A 16270-nucleotide genomic window follows, 5' to 3' on the forward strand; every position below is an offset into this window, starting at 1 on the left:
ATTCACCTGATGGTCACAAAGTCGTTGTGATTAAAAAGGGCCATGATGAAATTCTCGCGTGCCCGCAGGTGTCGATCCTCTGCAGGGGCTTGAATCGCCCAAGCATTGGCGTCCGCCTTGGCAGCTGGAGCATCCTTGACCGGATCAAACTCCAGCGACTGCAACTGCTCGAGGAACTCAAGACTGGCATGCAGTTCTCCTGGGCTAGCGGGCCGGTTGAGACAGTTCTCAAAGGCCGACGACACAAACGCAGCATTACTTGATCCATCAACTATCTTCTGTGGATCTAGATTTGCATTGATTTTGGCAGCGCACAGCCGCGCGTAATGGATCAGCATTTCACTATTGGTCAGCGCCAACGCCTGCGATGGCAAGACGGTGCTCGTACGACGATAACAGTCGCAGACATTGGCTCCATCAAAGGTACTCAAGAAGAGCATCTGTGCTTCGCCGTGCTGTACAAAGTACATGCTGCGGCGTGGAGTCTTGGTCGCCTGGTCGGTGTGAATTTCTGGTCCTCCATGCGTGCGATCGAGAGCCCCGGCACAGGCCAGCACGCTGTCGCGCACCACTTCGGCTTCCATGCGTCGCGCAGGAAAATGCCACAGTGAACGATTATCGCGATCCCTGGCATAGCTCGGATGATCAGTCAAAGTGACATGCGAACTGCGCTGGTACGCTTGGCTGGTGACGATCAAGCGATGGATCGCCTTCATACTCCAGTTCTGACGCATCAGTTCAACAGCCAGCCAATCCAGTAGCTCAGGATGCGTTGGCCGTTTGCCTTGGATGCCAAAGTTATCCACGCTTTCGACCAGAGGCGCACCAAAGTGACGCATCCACATATGGTTGACGGCTACGCGGGCAGTAAGTGTGTTTTCAGGACTGGTCAACCATTTGGCTAGCGCCGTGCGGCGACCAGTGGATTGGTTGGGATACTTGGGTGAAAGCGCACGATATTGACCGTCATGGTTAATCAGTTGGCTACGAGCTGCATCGAGGGCGATGCGACTACTGCCTAACGCATCACTGGCTGTTTTGACAGCTTTCTTGGTCGCCTCAAGCTGCTCGGGCTTATCCTGCGGTGCTTCGGCCGCAGCTCGTTCCGCCTGCAGCAGCGTTTGTTCGGCAACCATGTTTGCATGCCGCAGGTTCAGGTAGTCGACTTGCCTCTCTGAGGCCTCCGCCAGCTTTATCAGTTCGCCCGCCTCACCTTGACCGCGGTACTGCGCATCGTCGGCGGCGATGCGCAGTTTCAAATTCTCCAGTCGCGCATCGGCTAGCTCTAGAGCTGATTGCTGAATTTGGTTAGCCAGGCGCGCATCGTCGCTAGCGCGCTGGGCAGCGCTCAGCGCCCCAGGATGCGGATAGTTGGCAGCGGTTTTCGGACCTTCCGCGGCAGCTTGCAATTTGTGAAATTCAGCTGCCAAGTTCTTGGCGTTTGACTGTGCAGTATCGAATTGAACTTGCTGCTCGTCTCGCTGCCGCTGCAGTTTGGTCAACTCTTCTTCGCGAAGGAAAGCTTGCAGTCCAGGGTAAGCTGCTTCGACAGGCAACTCAATCGGTTCGATCTTGAACTCGCCCCTGGTCAGTTGCCGCGGGGGACCACACTCCACTGCCGGTTGACCTTCGATTCGATTGCGGGCATCGCCACCGCGAAACATGAACGTCTGGGCATCGAGTTTTTCATCAAAGATACGAATGGCGCCGGAGTTGATGGGACCATAGCTCTCGGCATAGACATACTTTTTAAATGGCCCTGGATCTGCTTCGCCGGCGACGCGATCATGTCGCATTTCCAGCGGCTCGAAGAAGGCGCGGAAGCGAAAATAGTCTTCCTGCGATATCGGGTCATATTTGTGGTCATGACACATAGCGCAGTTCAACGTCAAACCCAAGAACGCTTTACCCGTATGCTCGACGTTGTCTTTCATCCAGGTTTCATAGTTCCACTTGTACCAATTGCGAACGATGAAACCAGTGGCCACGACATTAGATGGATCATTGGGCATGAGTTCGTCGGCTGCAATCATCTGCATGACCATTTGGTCATAGCCCTTGTCTTCATTGAGCGAACGTACGATCCAATCGCGCCAGCGCCAGATTTGCGGGTAACTGTTCATAACGTCCGGTACCGCGCGTCGACCGTACCAATCGCTATAGCGCCACACATCCATCCAGTGCCGCCCCCAGCGCTGGCCGTATTCGGGACGCGCTAATAACCGATCGACAACTTTGTCATAAGCCTCCGGTGATGGGTCTTGCAGAAAGGCAGCCATCTCTTGCGGGGTAGGCGGCACGCCGATTAAATCCAAGGTCACGCGTCGCAGCAGCTCGTGCCCAGTGGCACTCGGTAGCGGCTCCGCGCCCAGGTTCGCCTGTGCCGCTTGCAACCACAAGTCGATCGGGCGGGACCCGGCTGAAGCAGGCAGGTCGCGCGGCAATTGTTGTCGCGGTTCTACAAAAGCCCAATGCGCTAGCGGGTCAGCTTGCGGTTGTTCGTCCTCGGGCGCTGCCGCTCCGCTTTCAATCCAACGTTGCAGTAACGCGACTTGCGCGTCGGTTAGCATTTGGCCTTCCGGTGGCATGCGCACATCCGCCTGGCTACTGGTAATGCGTGCCAGCAGCAAGTTAGACTCGTTTGAATTCAAGGCGATGGCGGGTCCGCTATCGCCACCTTGTCTAGCCAGTGCGGCGGTATCCAGACGCAGCCCACCAGACTGCTTGAGCGCCCCGTGGCACGCATAACAATGCGTCGTCAGCAGCGGCTTTATATCGCGCTGGTAATCAACCGGTTCCTGGCACTTGGCCGGACGCGTTGCTAAGAGGCTAATCAATGTTAGCCCGATAAGCCAATAAGTTACTCGGCGACGCTTGCTCGATTCCATCCGCACACTTGCAACCTATGTTATGAGTGCAACCTATTTCTTAGTGGTCTGATAGGTCGCCTGATGGCTTTGAGAGGGAACCTTTACAGTATAGTTAGACGCGTCGGAGGATACTGATAGAAGAATAGGGTGACCATTACACTTGCCAGCATGTTCATGGTTGGCGATAAATTCATCTGGGGCATTGGCCATTTGACCATCGGCCCGCAAATTCTTGTGGACTTGATAGATGGCTTTGACAGACTTGGTTTCTCTCAAATCGGCAAACACGTCGGGTGCGCAGCCTTTCTCATGACCATTATTCATAATGGCCACCGTTGGCTTGACGGTCCGTATCACGACGGGGTTGTTGCTGGCATCGAGTCCATGATGAGTGACTTGATACACATCCACTGAACCGACCAGGTCATAGGGATTAACTAACGAAACTTCTTGATTCCAAGTTAGATCGCCGGCATCGAAGAAGCGGAAGTCGCCACACGAGAGCAACATGACTACCGAGTTGGCGTTATCGGAGCCGTCGCGATCTTTGGGGCGGTGTTGCGAGCCAATCTCGCGATTGTCGCGCATGCCAACCAGTTTGGGATCGATAAACTGCTTGCGTGTTCCTAGACACAGCAGTTTGACCTCAGGCGCACCGGTGTGTTGTTTCAGTTCAACAGTGCCACCAGGGTTGAGCACCGATCGTTTTTCGCACTGGAACTCGCGATACGCTTTATCGGGATGTTCGGGCATGCCGGCGAACTCGCCGTTGTCATGCACCGTTCCGATGGGAATCATTTTCGATAACGTGGCTGCGCCGCCGTAATGGTCGATGTGATAGTGGGTCGTGATCAAGTGATCGATGCGTGTCAGGCCCGCGGTGCGGGTAGCGACTTTGGCGATGCGATCGGCGTCGCGAACGCCGGGGTTTCCTGAATCGATCAGAATTGACTCACCAGCCGGAGTGACGATCAGCGTAGCGGCGCCGCCTTCGGTATCGATCCACAGGATGTTCAGTTGCCCGGGCTGAATGTCAGCACCCGGTACGGCTGTGGTCAGCATACAGGCAAGTGAGAGTGTCACGGACAAGGCCAGGCAGGCAAACCAGGATCGCATAGTTGGGGGACCGCAGATATATGTGTAGGGGAAGGGCGGGGCGGGGCAGGTCAAGGCAGACCGCATTGTATGTTCTGCGGAGAGAGAATTCAAACTTCCGATTTCCAACACATAAAAAAAGAAACGGCCGGCAGCAAAAAAGCTACCGGCCGTTCTACTTTTAGTGTGCTTGTGCTGTTCGGCTAAGGCAACCGTTCAGAACAAACTCGAAGGTTATTAGCCTCCGCAGCTGCTGCATCCGGTGCTGGCAGGCGCTGCTGAGCCACAACCGCCACAGCTGCTAGCAGCTGGAGCGCCGCAACCACCGCAGCTAGTCGTAACAGGTACCGAAATGGTTTGTGGAACCATCTTGGTCACGGTCACAGGAACTTGCTCTTCCACCGTGTAAGGTACACAAACCGTGTAGGTGTCGGTCTTTTCTTCGGCGACGTTGTCATAGACAGTCACGTTGTAAGTACGTTGACGGGTTTCGGTCGTGTAGGTGGTGTATGGAACTTCGCGGGTGCGAGTTTCGGAGCTGTTGACGGTGACGGTACGAGTACGTGCTTCGTCGCTGTAAACAGTCTTCGCAACTTGACGAGTGCGAGTTTCGGTGTTCATCGAGCAGCGCTTTTCCTTGCGGGTGCGCGTTTCGGTGGTGTAGCTGGTCTTGCTGACCATACGAGTACGCTCTTCGGTCTTCGTCGAGCACTGCTTAACAGTACGTTGACGAGTTTCGGTGGTCATCGAGGTCTTGGGAACCGAGCGAGTCTTGGTCTCGGTGGTGTAGCTGGTGCGAGGAACTTGACGAACCTTGGTTTCGGTCGTGTAGGTCGTCTTAGGAACGGTACGAGTACGCGTTTCTTGACGGCACAGGCTGACCGAGTACTGATAAGGAACTTCGCTGCTTTGGCTTTCGTAAACGGTGTAAGGAACTTCTTCGGTTACAACGTTAGGAACCCAAACCTTCTTGCAGACAGTCGTGGTAGCTGGTGCACAGCCACCGCCGCAACCGCCACCGCAGCCGCTGTCAGCAGCGCCGCAACCACCGCAGCTGCTGCCGCAACCGCCACAGCTGCTGCCGCAACCGCCATTGCTGCTTCCGCAACCGCCACAGCTGGAAGCTGGAGCGCTGCTGCCGCATCCACCGCTAACAGGAATTTCTTCCTGAACAGTTTGATACGATCCCATGTCCTTGGTTACGGTGCGAGTCCGGGTAACAGGAACCTTGGTGCATACAGTGCGAGTTGCCGTACGCATTTCAGTGTAAGGAACATTGACGGTGTAGGTTTGTTCTTCTTGGGTGGTGACTGGAACGCTAACGGTGTAGCTTTCGTCGACCATGGTCGTAACTGGAACGCTGACGGTGTAAGCTTCTTCAACCATCGTGGTTACAGGAACGGTAACCGTGTAGTCTTGAACCACATCAACCGAAACAGGAACTGTGACGGTGTAGGTTTGTGCTTCTTGAGTGGTTACAGGCACGGTAACGGTGTAAGGAACTTCGACTTCGGTGTAAACAGGAACCGTAACGGTATAAGCCTGTTCTTCCATAACGGTCGAAGGAACGCGAACGGTGTAGGTTTGCGTTTCTTGCTTAGGCACACAGACGGTGTAGGTTTCGGTGCGGGTCTGTTGAACAGGCACTTGAACCGTGTAGTCTTGCGTCTTGGTCTCAGTGCGTGCAACGCGCTTGTTGACCGTGTAGGTGCGAGTGCGTTGTTCTTGACGGCTCAGCGTCTTGGTAACAGTACGCATCTCTTGGACTTGTTGGGGAACCATCACAGTCTTTTCGACGTAGGTGGTTTGCGATCCGCAGCCACCGCTGGCGTCGCCGCCACCGCAAGCCGAACCGCCACCGCAACCCGAACCAGCACCGCAGCCGCCGCCGCAGGACGATTCAGCAGCGCCACATCCGCCACCACAAGCCGAAGCGGCTGGTGCGGCTTCGCCACATCCACCACCACAGCTTGGTGCAGCTTCGCCGCATCCACTGCTGCAGCTGGTAGCTGGTGCCGACGAGCAACCAGCATCACAACTGCTCTTCTGATGACGTCGATGGCCGAAGCCAGCCGACACCGGGCTGATAACCGCTAGCGTGGTCATCAGACCGAACATGAACAAACGAACTCTCATAGCAAACTCCTCGAGGTTATCTATAGTGACCGTCTGCGGTCACAAAAAAACGCCAAACTTGATCAGGAGTGCATTCGCACACCATCGGAACAAACGCGGAATTCTCCAACGAAAGAGCTTCGGTTGGACCGCCGACTTTCCGCTTGTGCCGGCTGATAAGCGAAGCTTTGATGTCCTAGCCAACGATCCTTCGCGCAGAGAGTTGCTCCACGTTGACTAGTTCGGGCGAACGTTGACTCTGTTTGGGACATCGCCAACGATCAAATTGCTTGGGTGAATGGCCACCGGAATCTATGAATCCCGCGCCTAAAAGTTTCACTTACCACGAAACTTTAATTGCCAGGATTGCCCGGGCAACCCAGATTAACAATTTTTTGGTAAAACAGCTAGAGCTCTAAGCAAAAGAACAAGTAAATTATTGTCGCAGCCCAAGCTGTGTTCTTTAACGATGACCCTACACATGTCGGATGCGGCATTCTGGACCACATTCTGAGGAACTTGGGGGTTTTTCCAGAGAATTGCTGATGCGCCGCACCGCCTGAGTTTGGCGTCATCGTTTAACCCGTAGCCGACAGGCGAGGTGCACCCTCTAACCAACTCTGCGCCATCCTCCAGTTAACTTGGGTTAGAGGGTGCGCCTCGCCTGGCGGCTACGGGTTAAACGAGCTAAGCCTGCGAATGCCCGATAGCGCTGTGCAAACCTACAGCTAACTTGGGTTAGAGAGTGCGCCTCGCCTGGCGGCTACGGGTTAAACGAGCTAAGCCTGCGAATGCCCGATAGCGATGTGCAAACCTACAGTTAACTTGGGTTAGAGGGTGCGCCTCGCCTGGCGGTTACGGGTTAAACGAGCTAAGCCTGCGAATGCCCGATAGCGCGGTGCAAACCTACAGTTAACTTGGGTTAGAGGGTGCGCCTCGCCTGGCGGCTACGGGTTAAGCGAGCTAAGCCTGCGAATGCCCGATAGCGCTGTGCAAACCTGCAGCTAACTTGGGTTAGAGGGTGCGCCTCGCCTTCGCGGCTACGGGTTTAACGAGCTAAGCCTGCGAATGCCCGATAGCGCTGTTCAAACCTACAGTTAACTTGGGTTAGAGGGTGCGCCTCGCCTGGCGGCTACGGGTTAAACGAGCTAAGCCTGCGAATGCCCGATAGCGCTGTGCAAACCTACAGTTAACTTGGGTTAGAGGGTGCGCCTCGCCTGGCGGTTACGGGTTAAACGAGGTTGGACTGGCTTGGCCTTTGCGGCGGTAGGCGGCTGGGCTAACTCCCATGGCGCGTTTGAAGAATGACGAGAATTTGGCTGGCGAATGATAACCGCACGCTTTGCCGATCGATTCGACGCTTTGAGTCGTTTGACCGAGCAGTTCACAAGCTTTCTGAACTTTGATGCGCCGGATGTATTCACCGGGCGTGCAATGCATGGTGGCCTGAAACTGACGTTCAAAGGTAACCCGGGAAGTTTGTTGAAAGGCCATAACTTCCGATACGGTAATGCCCCGCGTCGCGTTTTCGTTAATGAACTTCACCGCCCGTTCAATGGCCAAATCTTGCCCCGACTCAACGCTCGAAGCCCGGCAGGTTAAATGCAAGGCATCCACCAGCACCGGCTCCGAGGGCACCGGTTGGCCCGCGATCAAGCGATGAACCAGGCGAGCGGACTGGTAGCCCAACTCATGATTGGGTTGCACTACACTGGTAATCGACAACCCTGGCAAGCTCAATGACAACCCGTCTCGCAAACTGATGATGGCCAGCTGTTGTGGAATTTGGCATCCTAAACGAACCGCCACTCGCTTCATGTACACTGCCACATCTTCGTCGCTGGCAATGATCACCGACGAAGTTTCGCGATTGCCGATCCAACGCACCAATTCTTCGGTCGGCTCAGGCTGAGTGGCTCTCAACTGCGCGGGCGTCAACCGCAATGTGTGCTGGGTCAACCGCGACTCAAATACGCTCGTCAGATTCGCGGCTATCTTCAAGTCTTCCGTTTGAGAAACCCACATCACCTGTTGGTAAGCGATACTCTGTAAGTGTTGAAGAATGAGCTGTCCCAAACTTGCGACGTTTGTAGTCGCCCCTGGTAGTGCACAAGCTCTGGGAAGATTGTTGCCCACCAAAACAACCGGCACGCTGAGCTGGGCAAAGTCCTCCACATTCGGTGCCCCATCCGGCTCGATGACGCAAACCAACGCATGAGCCTGCCAGGCGAGCGCAGCCCGGATCGCATTGGATCGCGTTTCTTCAAAAGTCTGCAGGTTCCAGTCCTGAAGCGAATGCGCGAAATCATAAATTCCGCGCACGACTTCATAGTTCTGAGGAGTCCAACGACTCATCAGGATTGCAATATTCGGCATTCGCTCTGCTTCTCAATCGGGCGACAGGTCTTGGGATCCCGGGTTAGAATTCCGCCCATGACCACCCTTAAAAATGGTGCCAACTGCCCCAAAGTTGACACTAGCAAATACAGAATTACGGAAGTTTTTCGCTACCACCAACGCAGCTGGAGCCACCAGTTTTCGCAAAGCCCCCATTCCCCCCCTTTCACCCGTAGAGATCGCACAGCTTTTAAGTCGTTCCATTGCATGGCGTTTAGGGTTCTGGGTGGCACTGGTGCGCAACCTACGCCGCGGATCCAATTGGCAGGTTTCTTCAAAACGCAGAGTCCGCAGAGCCCGCAGAGAAAACGTTGAGGAAACACTACCGCGTGTTCTAGGAAGCACTCGAAGTCCTACCGCAGCTGCCGACTAGGCTGACATTTCTACAAGTAGAGGTCAGCCCGTCGACGAACAGCTCCGACTCACTCCAAGGTCAACTCCTGCTTGAGACGTCAACTGCGCCATGTCGACCTTTAGGAACAGTCTCAATGCGATGATTGCATTGATAGCATTGACAAGGATGTCTGAGCATGCGGAATCGGTACAGCTTCAAATTGATGCTTCTGGCAACGGCCCTCGGGCTACCGCTTAGCGGCTGCCATCACGGCCCCAGTCGTCGCGCTCCGTCCACTGGCAAGGTCCCAGCGCGACTGGTTCAACAACCTAGGGGAGTTGAGTCCGAATCCAATTCTGAAATCCAGTTGGCTGCTCACAGCCTGCCCGAAGATTCCCATCGCAGGGACGCACATCAACGCGACAACATCCCACTCAACCTCGATTCATCCTCCGCGCCCAATACGACCGCCGACCAAACGCCACCGCTAATCCGCGCCACCGAAGTAACCTACTTCAGTCAAGACCAGCAGAGCCGAGCGCCCTCTGACGGCACAAATTCCAAAAACGATCAGCCAGAGAAAGTTGATTCATCAACTAAAGACTCTCCGACCGGTGCCACCAATTCAGTTGCTGACAAGCACGATGCCAATACGAGTCCAGTCAACGAAGATCTCTTTCAAGCCACCTTCTCCAGCGGCTATTCACTCGCACAATTGGTCGCGACAGCCTTAGGTGCCAACCCGTCTATCCGTCAGGCTGAAGCAGCTGTTTCTAAAGCGGCCGGCTTTCGCTATCAAGTCAGTCTGCGTCCCAATCCTTGGGTGGGCTATAACGGAACACAACTGGCCGACCGCGGTACGGATCAACATACTGTCGTCGTGCAACAAAGTATCGTCACCGCTCAAAAACTCGATCGCAATACATCCGTTTTGAACTACGAAGTTGAAAACTTGAAGTGGCAAGCCGAACAACAACGGCGAGCCGTCACCAACGACGTCAAACAATCGTACTACGATGTGCTCGGCGCGCAGCAGAAACTAGTGCTTTCGCAACAGTTTGTTCAAATGGCCGAGAAGGCAGTTGAAGTCGTGAGCCAGCGTAAGAAGGCCGGTGAAGGCACCGAAGTCGATGTGTTGCAGTCCGAAGTTCAATTGCAACAAGTAATGATCTCCAACCGACAAGCCCTGGCGAATCTCACTGGCGCGCGTAGCCGTTTATCGGCGACGGTCAATGAACCCAACGCGATCGACCTGGTCGTAAGTGGTGAACTGCCTGAACAGCCGCGTGACTACCAATGGGATGCCGAGTTTGCGCGCATCTGCAACGAGAGCCCCGAACTCATGGCGGCTCACACGCGAGTAGCCAGGGCTCGAGCCAACCTTGATCGTCAACGTGTACAAGCTCATCCCAATATCGACTGGTCGCTCGGCGCAGGGTTCGACAATGCTACCGACAGTCAACTGATCAACACTCAAATCGGCATACCACTACCGATTAACAATCAGAATCAAGGCAATCAATCGGCGGCCCAGGCTGAGTATTGTAGAGCGTTACATGAAGTTCAACGCATTCAGCTGTCTCTCAAGTCACGCCTGGCGACTGTTTCGCAAACCTACGATTCGGCAGCTGCCTCGGTGACCCTGTATCGCTCGGCCGTCATACCTAAAGCCGAGAAAATGCTCCAGTTGGCTGAGATCACCTTCAAAGCCGGTGAGATCGACTTCTTGCAAGTCTTAACAATTCGCCGAACGTACTTTGATTCGATGTTCGAATATCTTTCTGCGCAAACTCAGCTGGCACAAGCCGGTGCGAACATCGAAGAGCTGTTACTCTCGGGCAGCCTCGACAGTGACGTCGACACATCGCTCGATGCCGCCCTGCGCGACCAATCACTCAGCGGCCAGTAAACCTCCTTGGAGTGTTGATGTAGAGCGGCTGTCCCCAGGCGCTCAGCACCCTCTAACCATTGCATCTGCAAACAACCGGTCCGATCGGAATGACCATTGGTGCGTGCAGGCTGCACCTTGGAGTGCGGTGCCCGAGGCACCGCTTTGATGTCAGCGTTGACTGTTCCGCAGCCTGTACGCACGTTTGACGTGCACGGGTCATAAAGGCTGCGCTACAGTTGGGTTAGCACATCAAAGCCGTGGCTGGAGCCACAGCACTCCAAAGGACGCTACACTAAATGCGTCCGAAGATTGTCACATCTAACTTCAAATGGCCCACCATGACATTGCTGCACAAGTTTGCCGCTCTACTTCTAACATTGTTGATCGCTGCTGATGTTGCGGCTCAAGATCTTCGAGCTGGAGCTGCGGTCAAGATCATCACGCCTGATCCGCTGCTGCCGATCTCAGGGGGACTGGGGCCGCCCGCACCGCCCAAGTCGAAGCAAGGCGAACTGACCGCTCGAGCTGTGGTGATCCGACAGGGCGAAACAAGCGTCGCCATGGTCGCGATAGATGCCCTCGGCTTTCCATCGGTCTTGGCGGACCGAGTGCGCGCGCAAGTCAAGTCGATTCCTGCCCACAACATCATCATCGGCGCCACCCACACGCACAGCGCGCCGGACTGCTACGCCTTTCCTGACGGCCAAGGCGGTCATACGGGCGATCTGAAGTACATCGACTTCGTCGTTCAGCAAGCCGCCGAAGCAATCAAAGAAGCTGAAGCCAGCTTGCAACCTGCCAAGCTGAAAGTTGCCACTGGGGAAGCCGAAGGCCGCATCGCTTTCAATTACTATGCGCCCGATCTATATGACCGCCGTGTCTCGGTGATTCAGTTGCTCAGCCAGGACGATAAACCGATCACAACTGTAGTGAACTATGCGGTGCATCCCGAAGTCTTAGGCGCCGCGCAAGGTATCGTCAGTCCCGATATGATCGGACCGCTGTGCGAGCGGATCGAAGAGCGAACCGGCGGAATAGCCATCTTCTTTAACGGCGCCCAAGGTGGCATGATCACGGCTGATAACCGCGAGCTAACGCAACCATCCGATCCGGCTCGCGGCTATTGGAAAGGCAAAAGTGATTGGCCAGAGTGCCAACGCATCGGTCATACCCTCGCCGACGAATCGTTGCGATTTATTCAAGCTGCCAAAGCACAGGACGCCCCGCAACTGAAGTGCCAAAGCCTGTCCGCCAAATTCCCGGTGGAGAATGACACCTTATGGCAAGTCATCCAGAACTCGCCGCTCAAGTATCCCCATAACGCCGATCACTCGATCACCACCACGCTCAACTTCATTCAACTAGGTAACGCCCATATTTTTACGATCCCCGGCGAAGCTTTACCGAACATCGGCTTTTATCTAAAGCGTAAGATGAAAGGCGAACACAACTTGCTGTTCGGTTTAACCAACGATGCCTTTGGTTATATACTGACCGAAGTCGACTTTGCCAGCTTCAAACGCTACGAATACGTCTCGCGCACTTCGCTCGGTGAGAAGACCGGTACGCTGCTGATCGACTATGCTAAAGAACTGATGAAACTAGATTGATCCCCCTTACACCCCACCGTAGCGGAAGCCGTCAAGGCTTTCGTGTATTCGTAGCGGAAGCCGTCAAGGCTTTCGTAAGTGAAACTATTCCGACCAAACGACGATCCCTCGAAATGCTTGACGCATTCCGCTACTGACTTTTTCGAAATGCTTGACGCATTCCGCTACCGACTTTTGCGCTACTGACTTTTGATTGAGCAAAGGTTAACGACAAAATGAAAACGCTTACCACGCTGCTGCTGTTCTGGTTAGCTTTGCCCGTCTGGTCTGCGGATCCCCAGAAGCAGCTCGAGGAAAATCCGTGCCAGGCACTGGAAACAGTCATCGAACTTGTGCTTAGTCATCATTACGCGCCGCCGACTCGTCAAGAAATGGTGTTGGCGATCTTGCGCGATATCGATCCCGAGCATACGCCGGCAGACCTGAGTCGGCAGATCTCGGAGCTGAGTAGCCGCGACGAACTCTACGCGCTAATGCGCGCGCAGTTGACCGACAAACAAGCTGCGGCGGCAATGTACTGCCGAGATTTGGATAAACACGTCGAAACCAACCGCGTGATACCAGGTGGTTTCGCCATCGATGATTCGAAGGTCTTGGCCGTTAACGAACAGTTGGCAGCCAATCGATATGTCGGCATCGGCGTTCAATCCTCCATGGACAAGGGCAAGTTTGTTTTTCTCAAGATCATCGAAGGTGGTCCAGCTGAAGCCGCCGGAATTCTGCCCAACGATATTCTCTTGGCGGTCGATGATCACACGCTCGAAGGTGAATCTCTTGCAGACATCATCGACCTGCTTCGCGGCCCGGAAGGTTCCAAGCTGAAAGTCGTGGTGCAAACAGGCGACGAGGAACCTCGGACGCTGGAATTAACGCGAAGCGTGGTCCGCATGAAGTCGGTTTTCAAAGAAACGAGCAACCTTAAAACTTTGGCTACCATTCGGATTGATTCGATCAAGGCGAGCACCGTTAGTGAGCTCGAAGAAATTTTGGACGAGCTACCCGACTCAGTAACTGCAATTCAATTGCACGTTCCGCGTAGCGATGACTTGCACTTGAATCACTTACTGTTCGATGCTTTGGTCGACGAGGCCACCTTGGGTCAGCTAGTCTCGCGCGGTGGTAAGAGCCCGATCAAGACTCAAGACGGTAACATTCTGGGTAGCAGGCGCGTGGTATTCCTGCTCGAAGGTGGTGGCGCCTTCCCGAGTGACATGACGATTCAGTTTGGATTGCGGGCGGGACTGAGGTGGAAGAACTTGGAAAGCTATATCGTACAGATTCCGCCCAACGGTCACGTTGGGCACGTCTACGATTCCTTCCCGCTGGGAGACGATGTTCATAGCGTTCGCATCGCCACTCGGCAAGTAATTGCGATTCCAGAGTCCAGCGACAGCGGAGCCCAATGATGAACGCTGCGTGCCGTGGGTTGACCTGGGGACTTCTGACCGGGCTGATCCTCGCCTTGTGCGTAGGCCTGGGGCTGAGTTCTTCTGTTTGGGCGCAAGAGCTCCAATTTGATCGCACGATCGCCATCGCAGTTTCGCCGGACCAGCAAGCCGCTTTTATTTCAGGGGCTCGAGATGGTCAGCTGCGGCGCTTGAGCGTTGACTCGCTGGAGTTGGTGGCAGTCGAGTTAGCTCGTCCGCTAGTGAGCGCCAGTCGCCCAATCGTTGATATGCAAGTCAGCCGCGACGGCCAATTTCTAGCTGCGATTTGCTCACAACCGTCCAGCGTGATGCTGTGGCGTATGAGTGATCTGCTGCAATCGCCGCAGATCATCCCGCTCGTAGGACAGCCAACGCGGATCGCGCTGGCTGACGATGGCGCTGGGCAGCATTTTGCCTGTGTCACCATGACTTGGGACCGAGCAGTTTATTTACTGCAGTGGACTTCTCCAGACAAGGACCAGCTTGTCCAAGCCGATCGCCTGAACTTGGCCTTTATGCCAAAAGACGCCACTGAGCTCGACAGCCACCACTTCGTCGTGGCTGATGCCTTCCGGAATGCGCTGGCCGTGGTGAGCGCGAGTGATTCCAACATACAGTCGGCCGCCACGATCGATGGTTATCACATCGGTGGTCTAGCATTGGATCGCGATCGCCAGCAGCTTTTGGTCAGTCATCAGCAGCTCAGTCGCATTGCGCATACGACTCGAGACGATATTCATTGGGGACTGCTGATCAAGAGTAGCGTGTCGAGCATCACCCTGGAGTCATTACTCAACGGCGCACAGCCGCGAGTGCCAGGCAAAACCTATCGACTTGGCCGAGTCGGCAAAGGAGCGGCCGATCCGGCAGGCTTGGTAGTGTTAGGTGACCGCCGAGCCGTCGCGGTGCACAGCAGCGATGAGGTCGCATTCTTCGGCCCCGGTAATCAATCTCCGAACTTTACCAAAGTCGGAGCCGGCCCTAGCCAGCTCTTTCCGCTGGGCGAGCGTTATCTGCTGTGCATCAATCGCTTGGAGCAGAGTGTTTCGCTGATCGATCATCGACACGAACCACCGCAGGAACTGAAACGGTTCGGCATGCCTGTGCAGCCCAGCACTCCTCAAGAGCGAGGAGAGCGTGCTTTTTATTCTGGACTGTTATCACATGATGGTTGGATGTCATGCAACAGCTGTCACATCGAGGGCCGTTCACCCGACTTGTTGGTTGATACGCAGGGCGACAGCAGCTATGAAAGTCCCAAGCGTATCCCGAGTTTGATGCAAGTAGGTCATACTGCTCCTTGGTCTTGGACCGGCAAACATCTTACGCTTGAGGACCAGATCGCAAACACCTTGGCCACTACGATGCATTCCCCTGGCTCGCCAAACACCGCGGACTTGGCTGAGTACTTGAAACAAGGCCTATCCGCCTCGCTGGAATCGTCACCAGTTGCTGCGGGGGAATCTGGGGCTATTGGTCCGCCACCGCTTTTCCAAACGCGCTGCGCCCGTTGCCACAATCCGGACCAGCGCTACACCAGTGCCGCCACTTATGATATCGGCTTGTCCGACGAAGCAGGCCATCGTCAATTTAATCCCCCGACGCTAGAGGGTGTCCGCCACCGCCATCGTTTAATGCACGACGCGCGTTATGAAACGCTGGAGCAACTGCTGCGAGAGCACCCGGAGAAGGCGACAGACCAAGAGGTTCGCGAGCTGATAGAGTTTTTGCTCAAGCTGTAGCAATATTCCTTTACACATCAACTAAATGAATTCTCTCGGCAACGGTCAACTCGGCAGCACTCCGTTGCCAACGCAATTCGAACCGCTACAATGACGTTCTGTGATCGAAGTCCCCGTAGTTCAACTGGATAGAACGTTGGCCTCCGAAGCCGAAGGTTAGAGGTTCAAATCCTCTCGGGGATATTTATTAAGCTTGATTGCTTCATCGTTTAACCCGTAGCCGTCAGGCGAGGTGCACCTGCTAACCCACTCTGCGGTTACCTGTGCATCCATGTGCATTGGTTATTGCTCCATCGTTTAACCCGTAGCCGTCAGGCGAGGCGAACCTGCTAACCAACTCTGCGTTTACCTGTGCATCCATGTGCATTGGTCAGTGATTTGCCACCTCAGAATCAATCGCTGCGGTTGCCTAGCCTTCGGCTACGGGTTAAACGATTTGCCGTCAGGCGAGGTGCACCTGCTAACCAACTCTGCGGCTACCTGAGCATCCATGTGCGTTGGTCAGTGACTTGCAGCCTCAAAGTCAGTCGCTGCGTTCGCCTAGCCTTCGGCTACGGGTTAAACGATTTGACGTCAGGCGAGGTGCACCTGCTAACCCACTCTGCGGTTACCTGAGCATCCACGTGCGTTGGTCAGTGACTTGCAGCGTCAGAGTCGCGTTCGCCTAGCCCTCGGCTACGGGTTAAACGATTTGCCGTCAGGAGGTGCACTTGCTAACCCAGTCTGCGTTTATCTGTGCATCCAAATGCGTTGGCCAGGAACTTGTCACTGAGAATCAACCGCTGCGTT

The 16270-nt window shown here is 54.9% G+C and carries 8 protein-coding genes and 1 tRNA gene; 5 read left to right on the plus strand and 4 right to left on the minus strand.

Annotated features, from left to right (window positions below):
- Positions 1–2: 2 nt before the first annotated feature.
- The 4 genes from SH573x_RS16000 to SH573x_RS16015 form a co-directional block, all read right to left on the minus strand.
- Positions 3–2837, minus strand: coding sequence for a DUF1553 domain-containing protein (locus SH573x_RS16000; RefSeq protein ID WP_479348596.1), 2835 nt, complete (start codon positions 2835–2837; stop codon positions 3–5).
- 84 nt (positions 2838–2921) lie between these two features.
- Positions 2922–3986 (minus strand): ComEC/Rec2 family competence protein, encoded by a 1065-nt coding sequence (locus SH573x_RS16005; RefSeq protein WP_479348597.1) that lies wholly within the window; start codon positions 3984–3986, stop codon positions 2922–2924.
- Positions 3987–4202: 216 nt separating this feature from the next.
- Positions 4203–6101, minus strand: a complete 1899-nt coding sequence (locus SH573x_RS16010) for a hypothetical protein (protein ID WP_479348598.1) — start codon at positions 6099–6101, stop codon at positions 4203–4205.
- 1203 nt (positions 6102–7304) lie between these two features.
- A complete protein-coding gene (locus SH573x_RS16015) occupies positions 7305–8456 on the minus strand; it encodes a helix-turn-helix domain-containing protein (RefSeq protein WP_479348600.1) in 1152 nt (383 codons plus the stop codon).
- 551 nt (positions 8457–9007) lie between these two features.
- Here SH573x_RS16015 and SH573x_RS16020 point away from each other — a divergent pair.
- From SH573x_RS16020 to SH573x_RS16040, 5 genes are all read left to right on the plus strand, one after another.
- A complete protein-coding gene (locus SH573x_RS16020) occupies positions 9008–10720 on the plus strand; it encodes a TolC family protein (RefSeq protein ID WP_479348601.1) in 1713 nt (570 codons plus the stop codon).
- Positions 10721–10998: 278 nt separating this feature from the next.
- Positions 10999–12312: a hypothetical protein gene (locus SH573x_RS16025; RefSeq protein WP_479348602.1), complete on the plus strand. Its 1314-nt coding sequence runs from the start codon at positions 10999–11001 to the stop codon at positions 12310–12312.
- A 215-nt stretch (positions 12313–12527) separates the two neighbouring features.
- Positions 12528–13718, plus strand: coding sequence for a S41 family peptidase (locus tag SH573x_RS16030; RefSeq protein WP_479348603.1), 1191 nt, complete (start codon positions 12528–12530; stop codon positions 13716–13718).
- The gene (locus tag SH573x_RS16035) at positions 13715–15481 is read left to right on the plus strand and encodes a cytochrome c peroxidase (protein ID WP_479348604.1); all 1767 of its coding nucleotides are present in this window, start codon (positions 13715–13717) and stop codon (positions 15479–15481) included. Before SH573x_RS16030 ends, SH573x_RS16035 begins: the two co-directional genes overlap by 4 nt.
- Positions 15482–15590: 109 nt before the next feature.
- A tRNA-Arg gene (locus SH573x_RS16040) sits at positions 15591–15664 on the plus strand.
- Positions 15665–16270: the final 606 nt, after the last annotated feature.

The organism is Rania fehmarnensis (assembly GCF_056494185.1).

Coding starts and splice junctions, on each gene's coding strand:
- SH573x_RS16035 (WP_479348604.1), top strand. CDS start 13,715: ATGATGAACGCTGCGTGCCGTGGGTTGACCTGGGGACTTCTGACCGGG.
- SH573x_RS16010 (WP_479348598.1), bottom strand. CDS start 6,101: ATGAGAGTTCGTTTGTTCATGTTCGGTCTGATGACCACGCTAGCGGTT.
- SH573x_RS16030 (WP_479348603.1), top strand. CDS start 12,528: ATGAAAACGCTTACCACGCTGCTGCTGTTCTGGTTAGCTTTGCCCGTC.
- SH573x_RS16020 (WP_479348601.1), top strand. CDS start 9,008: ATGCGGAATCGGTACAGCTTCAAATTGATGCTTCTGGCAACGGCCCTC.
- SH573x_RS16015 (WP_479348600.1), bottom strand. CDS start 8,456: ATGCCGAATATTGCAATCCTGATGAGTCGTTGGACTCCTCAGAACTAT.
- SH573x_RS16005 (WP_479348597.1), bottom strand. CDS start 3,986: ATGCGATCCTGGTTTGCCTGCCTGGCCTTGTCCGTGACACTCTCACTT.
- SH573x_RS16025 (WP_479348602.1), top strand. CDS start 10,999: ATGCGTCCGAAGATTGTCACATCTAACTTCAAATGGCCCACCATGACA.